Raw genomic sequence first — 4,398 nt, 5'->3', positions numbered from 1 at the left:
GGGGCGGGCAGCTGTTCGGGACACCCGGTGCCAACGGGGCGCCGTAGCCGGCAGGCCAACGCCGTCGTCTCAGACCGCGTCACCGCCGTAACGAACGATTCGTTCGACAACCTTTATGCCGCAACGGTTTTAGAGCCAGCCCTGAGCCGCCGAGCGAAGCCGACCTCGGCATCCTTGTTGTTTCGAGAGCGCGCCGCAACCTCTCCGGATGCATTGCATCACGCCGCGTCTCACGCGTCCTCGGCGACAGCCCCCACGACGCCGTCGCCGTTCAAAGCCGACGCGTCCGGGGGCACCTCGAACGACGGCAGCGCGGCGCCGGCCGAGGCAATCGCCATGCGGGCGGCCTCCATCCGCTTCAGCGCAGCGTCGGTGAACACCGACAACCCGAGTTCGTGGTTATAGCCGTGGATTTCTTTGACGTCGAGCTGGGCCAGGAAGTAGACGATCTCCTTGGACACCACCTGCCCCGGTACCAGCACCGGGAATCCCGGCGGGTAGGGCACCACGAACGTCGTCGACACCAGCGTTCGTCCCTCGGCGAGCCGCCGCCCTGCCATCCCGATCTGCACGTATTCCCGGTCGGCCTCTTCGTAGCCGGCGTAGAAGGCCGCTCGGGTATCGCCGTAGACACCGTTGTCGTCGGGGCGGAAGGCCACGTCGAACTCGCTGAAGTCGGGTAGGTGCGGCAGGTCCTGGGTGATCTCCTCGACGCGGCGCTGGTGCAGCGCCCAGTCGGCGGCGCTGGCAGCCTTCTGGGCCCGGTCGAAGTCGGTGGCTATCCGGCGCAGCACGTCGAGCAGGTAGTGCACACTCGACCACGTCACGCCGATGGTGAAGATCAGCAGCACACTGTTGATCGACGTCTTGTTGATCTGGATGCCGAACCGCTCCATCAGGATCTTTTCGCGGAAGTCGTACCCGTTCATCCCGGTCGCACCGATGAACAGGGTGACCCGGGTCGCGTCCAGCACGAACTGATCGGACCGCCACGCCTCGTTCCATTCGGCCAGCGCCCCTTGCCGGACCTGACGGTACGAGCTGACCGAGGAGGCCCGGAATTCCTCCGGCACCAGGTCGGACTCGTCGAGGATGCGGAACCACTTGCTGATCAGCCGGTCTTTGCGCACCCGGTGCCGAAAGACCAGCGCCATGTCGTAGACCTGCCGGACCAACTGGAATCCCTCGATGTCGACCTGCCGGCGCGCCAGGTCCAGCGAGGCCAGCAGCTGCTGGTTCGGCGACGTCGAGGTGTGGGTCAAGAACGCCTCACCGAACGCGTCGCGGGCCAGTGCGTTGAAGTCCTGGTCGCGGACGTGGATCATCGACGCCTGCCGCAGCGCCGACAACGACTTGTGGGTGGAGTGCGTCGCGTACACCCGGACCCGCGCGCGAGCAGGGTCGGGCAGCAACCGGCGATCCAGCCACTCCGACCGGTCGACCCCTTGCATCGACGCCGACCACTGCCGATATTCCTTGGCGTATTCGTCTGAAGCCAACATCTCCTCGAGATGCTCGGCAGCCACCATCGCGGTCCGTTGCCGGGCCCACGGCACGGCGGTGGCAAACGCGTACCACGCCTCGTCCCACAGGAAGCAGATGTCCGGCTTGATCGCCAGCACCTCCTCCATCACCCGCCGCGGGTTGTACACGACACCGTCGAAGGTGCAGTTGGTCAGCAGCAGCATGCGGACCTTGTGCAGTTGCCCGGCCGCTTCCAGGTCCAGTAGCGCCTTCTTGATCGTGCGCAGCGACACCGCCCCGTAGATGGCGAACTGCGGCAGCGGGTACGCGTCCAGGTACAGCGGGTACGCGCCGGCCAGCACCAGGCCGTAGTGGTGCGACTTGTGGCAGTTGCGGTCGATCAGCACGATGTCGCCGGGACGGGTCAGCGACTGGACGACGATCTTATTGGCCGTCGACGTTCCGTTGGTGACGAAGTAGGTGTGGTCGGCGTTCCAGGTGACCGCGGCCTTGTCCATCGCCTTCTTGATATTGCCGTGCGGGTCCAGCAACGAGTCCAGGCCGCCTGAGGTGGTCGAGGTCTCGGCCATGAAGATGTTGCGGCCGTAGAACTCGCCCATGTCCTGCAGCGACTTGGAGTTGAAGATGCTGGCGCCGCGCGCGACGGGCAGCGCGTGGAATTGGCCGACGGGCGCAGCGGCGTAGGCGCGCAGCGCGTCGAAAAACGGTGTGGCGAACCGGTTCCGGAGCCCGGCAAGCACCGTGCTGTGCAGGTCGGTCACGTCGTTGAGTCGGTAGAAGGTCCGGTCGTACACGTCGGGATCGTGGTCGCTTCCGGCCGCGATGGACTCGTCGGTGAGCAGGTAGAGGTCAATGTGGGGCCGCAGCTCCCTGATCCATTCACCACATTCGATCCAGTCGTGCGGACGATCGGGAATGACCATCCCGCCCTCTGCATTGTTGGGCCCCAGCAGCGCGTTCATCAGCGGCAACCGGTCACGGGACCGCAGCGGCAGGTCGTGGCGGATGATCGCGGCCTGGATCTCGCCGTTGAGCGCAACCGCGGTGATGGCGTCCTCGACGCTGGGGGCCAGCAGGATCTCGAATTGGACATCGTCGGCGGGGTTGCGCAGCTCCCGCAGGCACTCGACCAAGCTTTCGGGTGCCGTGGGCGGCGCGTCGTCGGCCAGCAACACCGTGTAGAACTGCTGCTGTTTGGCCTGGGCCACCAGCTCCTGGTCGGCCAGCGGCGCCGAGATGTCGAACAGCGCTGTCCGGTCACCGTATTCACCGAGCAGGCGCACGGCCAGCGACACCTCTTCGGTGAGCCGCACGGTGGACTTGCTCTCGAGATGGGCGCGGAATGTCGCCAGATTGTCCGCGCCCGGATACAGCCAGTACCGCTCGTACGCGCCGATGCGGTCCATCAACCGCTTGACCTTCGCCATGTCGTGAGTGATGTCCAGCCCGGCAAGGTCCACCTCGGCCAGGTGACGACACGCGTCGTCGAGCAGGTTCCACGTGTCGATGCGTGTGTACGACGGGTTGGCGACTGCCGCCAACGCGGAGACGCGAAGTCGCTGCGGGCGGGAGCTGTCTCGGTACATGTCGTCACCTGTTCTTGTGGTGCGGTAGCGCCATTCGGTGCAACTTGTCATTATCGCGCGAGGGACGGAAATAGTGGCCGGTACCAACACACCGGTAGTTCGACGGTGTCCGATTGCGGCAGCGCATGCCGCGAGGTTACGCCGTAGAACCGACCGGCGGCAGGGGTGTGCTTGCCGGGCGACTTCAGGAATCTTGTCCCGAGGCCACGGCAATCCCCACGGCGCGACCAGCAGCGGCCGGCGGGTCTTCGGCGCCGGCTTGCCGCAGTCTCGTAATCACCTGACTCGTAGGCTATTTGGCGACAACCAGATTCCTGCTTCAGTTGGCTCCGGCGATGTGGACGCCGTACGGTACGGCGCTGACGAGTGTGACCGTCGAGGTGGCGCCACCGGGCAGGGTGAAGCTGCATTTCTCACCGGGGAGCGCACCGGTGACCGCGGCGCCCAGCGGTGAGCGGGGCGAGTAGACCTCTACGTCGCAGTTCTCGGCGCCGCGGGCGCCCAGCAGGAATGTTTCGGTGTCGCCGGTGTCGTGGTAGCGGACCGTCAAAACCATGCCGGGTTCCGCGATCCCGTCGTCGGGCGGGTCCTCCCCCACGTCGGCCCTGACCAACAGGTCGTGAATCTGGCGAATCCGTGTTTGCCACGCTCGCTGCAGGTCAGGGGCGCCGTTGTCGAAATCGCCGTCGCCCGGTTCGCGGGCACTCAGCTCACGCAGGTCAGCGAGCTTGCGCTGCAGCCCTTCATACGCCTGCGACGAGATCCAGTCCCGTTGTCTGCCAGGCTGTTTCTTAGTTTCCATTACACCTCGCCCGACCGTCGCCATAGGGCACCGCCGCGAGCAGCGTCACCACCAGATTTGCTCCCTGCGGAATCGCGTACACCCGTTGTTCTCCCAGACGTGCGCCGGTGATCGCGCGGCCCAGCGGCGACAGCGTGGAGTAGACCGTGATGTCCGCGTTTTCGGCGCCACGCCTGCCCAGCAGGAAAGTCTCGGTCTGCCCCGTGGCGTCATAGCGGATGGTGACGACCATGCCCGGCTGGGCGATGACGTCGCCGCCGGTGTCGATGCCCACGATCGCACTGGCGAGCAACTGCTCGATCTCGAGGATGCGCGCCCTTCGGGCGCAACAGCGCGCGATGGCGTTCGCGTGGTAATCGAGGAAGTCGTCCGGGGCTTCGACGGCGTGCTGCGAGCGCAGCGCGATGAGCTCGGAAAGCTGTCGACTGTGATCCTGCTGAGTCATCCGAATGCGTTCAGTAGTGGTCATTTTCGATGGTGTTCTTCCTTTGGTGGGGGTCGGAGGGTGTCGGGGGTGTCGTCAGG

At 65.7% G+C, this 4,398-nt stretch carries 3 protein-coding genes; all 3 read right to left on the bottom strand.

Features of this window, described 5'->3' with window-relative positions; all coding sequences use genetic code 11:
* Positions 1–230: 230 nt before the first annotated feature.
* Entirely contained in the window at positions 231–3,071 is a 2,841-nt protein-coding gene (locus tag EET03_RS10650; RefSeq protein ID WP_075544937.1) for an aminotransferase class I/II-fold pyridoxal phosphate-dependent enzyme, read from the bottom strand.
* A 319-nt stretch (positions 3,072–3,390) separates the two neighbouring features.
* Positions 3,391–3,873 carry a GreA/GreB family elongation factor gene (locus tag EET03_RS10645; RefSeq protein WP_075544938.1) on the bottom strand — a complete coding sequence of 161 codons (483 nt, stop codon included), beginning with the start codon at positions 3,871–3,873 and terminating at the stop codon, positions 3,391–3,393.
* On the bottom strand, positions 3,863–4,342 hold the full coding sequence (locus tag EET03_RS10640) for a GreA/GreB family elongation factor (RefSeq protein WP_075544939.1): 480 nt from the start codon (positions 4,340–4,342) through the stop codon (positions 3,863–3,865). The genes EET03_RS10645 and EET03_RS10640 overlap by 11 nt, the downstream gene beginning before the upstream one ends.
* Positions 4,343–4,398: the final 56 nt, after the last annotated feature.

Source organism: Mycobacterium innocens (assembly GCF_900566055.1).
GTDB classification, from domain to species: domain Bacteria; phylum Actinomycetota; class Actinomycetes; order Mycobacteriales; family Mycobacteriaceae; genus Mycobacterium; species Mycobacterium innocens.
This window is presented reverse-complemented; position numbering and strand designations above follow the sequence as displayed.